Annotated in this window: 3 protein-coding genes; 1 reads left to right on the top strand and 2 read right to left on the bottom strand. The window is 45.4% G+C overall.

Annotated elements, in window-relative coordinates; translation table 11 throughout:
* A partial coding sequence (locus ACTIE6_RS23420; RefSeq protein ID WP_439558935.1) for an NAD(P)/FAD-dependent oxidoreductase occupies positions 1-651 on the top strand: 651 nt, incomplete at its 5' end.
* Here ACTIE6_RS23420 and ACTIE6_RS23415 read toward each other — a convergent pair.
* Complete coding sequence (locus ACTIE6_RS23415; protein WP_439558934.1) at positions 623-1348, bottom strand: lycopene cyclase domain-containing protein; 726 nt, start codon at positions 1346-1348, stop codon at positions 623-625. The two genes, ACTIE6_RS23420 and ACTIE6_RS23415, sit on opposite strands and share 29 nt — an antisense overlap.
* Positions 1345-1818 (bottom strand): beta-carotene hydroxylase, encoded by a 474-nt coding sequence (locus ACTIE6_RS23410; protein ID WP_439558936.1) that lies wholly within the window; start codon positions 1816-1818, stop codon positions 1345-1347. Before ACTIE6_RS23410 ends, ACTIE6_RS23415 begins: the two co-directional genes overlap by 4 nt.
* Between the last annotated feature and the right edge of the window lie 4 nt (positions 1819-1822).

Here is a 1822-nt window from a genome sequence, read left to right as displayed (position 1 = left end):
TATATTGATGAGCCAAAAAGTGGGAGCAGCAATAACTATATCGGAGTCAAATACCACATTAAAACCGACTTTCCGGCCGACCGCATTGAACTGCACAACTTCAAAGATGGTTACTGCGGCATTTCCAAAGTGGAAGGGGATAAATATTGTTTGTGCTACCTGACAACTTCCAGGAATTTGCAGGAAAACGGAAAGGATATCAGGCAAATGGAAGAACGCGTACTTTTCAAAAATCCATTTCTCAGAAAGTATTTTCTTGATTCGGAGTTTCTGTACAAACAGCCGCTGGTAATCAGCAATGTTCACTTTGAGAAAAAACAAACTGCTTCAAACGGCGTACTGCTGCTTGGTGATGCGGCCGGCACCATTACGCCACTTTGCGGCAATGGAATGAGCATGGGAATGCGCGCTTCCAAACTACTGGCTGTTGAAATTATCAGGTATCTTCAAAATAAGCAGTCTGCCGCGGAACTGGCAGCGAATTACAAACGGCAATGGGACCGTGCTTTCAAACGCAGGATCACAGCGGGCTATTATCTGCAAAATCTTTTTGGCAAAAAAACGACCACTGAGCTCGCATTGCGGTTTCTGAACAATGCGCCTGCATTGACAGACAAGCTCATTAGTTTAACTCACGGGCCAGCGTTTTAGTAGTTGTTGCAGACAGCTTTCTTGCCAACAGTTTTTCAAATACAAACACATTCAGGATCAGCATCAGCAATCCGTAGAAAAGGTCTTCTGCCGGAATGGTAAGAAATCTTACACCTATATTTTCAGCATCATTATACCAAACAATGGGCTCATCGAGGCCCGTGCCGGTCAGTATCCCATTGACGATCACAAACGGAATGATCAGGAACATATGCGCGTAGTAGAACATGCTCAGCCAACGTGGTTTTACAACAAACCGCAGGTAAAGCAGGAATGCGGCCAGCAGGATAGAAGTCGAAAAGGTGTAGGCACGTTCGTGAAAAATCACAGCTGAAATCAGTGCCAGACTGATAAAAAATAGAGTGATGAAGCCCTCCGCAGGTACCTTGAAACCTTCGCGGTGAAAGGTTTTGAATGAATAATAAGAGAAAACGCAGGCGTAAGGAATGCAGATAAAGAAAAGGATCTCCTCAATCGGCAGGTGAAACAGGTAAATGCCCGTCAGGTACTTGGGTGTGAATCCCCAAACGCCAATCCGGGTAAAGAAGCTGTCCCAGATAATGAATGGAACAGCACATAGCAAAAGCGACGGCCAGAGAATATCCCAATGTTTGGACAAACCGATTTTTGGGTGAAAAGAAGCAAGTAACGGTACTGAAATGGAGGCGAGATCGACCACCAGGTACAGGTAATTCATTTAGCAAGAGTTTTTTTGGCTTCGCGGAAATATTTAAGAGGTACCCACAACATGCCAAAGCATTCGCCCTCATGTTTGCCTAAATGCTTGTGGTGCATTTTGTGCGCGCGCCTGATCGCCCGGAGATAAACAGAATCGGTATTTCGGAAAACTTTAAACCGCTGATGGATAAATACATCGTGGACGAGGAAGTACGTAAACCCGTATATCGTAATGCCCAGGCCAATCCAGAACAGGTAATTGAATCCCTGGTTCAGGCCGATGGCCAGACAGGTAATGCCCGGCGTGGCGAAGATGACAAAAAAATAGTCATTCTTTTCGAAGAAATCCCCATCGTCACGTTGGTGGTGATCATGGTGCAAAAACCACAGAAAACCGTGCATCAGGTACTTATGCGCCAGCCAGGCGACACATTCCATGCCGATGAAGGCGGCTGTTACTATGAGCGTATTTGATAACCAGATTGGCATATAA

The organism is Dyadobacter sp. (assembly GCF_051859145.1).
In the GTDB taxonomy this organism is placed as follows: Bacteria; Bacteroidota; Bacteroidia; order Cytophagales; family Spirosomataceae; genus Dyadobacter.
This window is presented reverse-complemented; position numbering and strand designations above follow the sequence as displayed.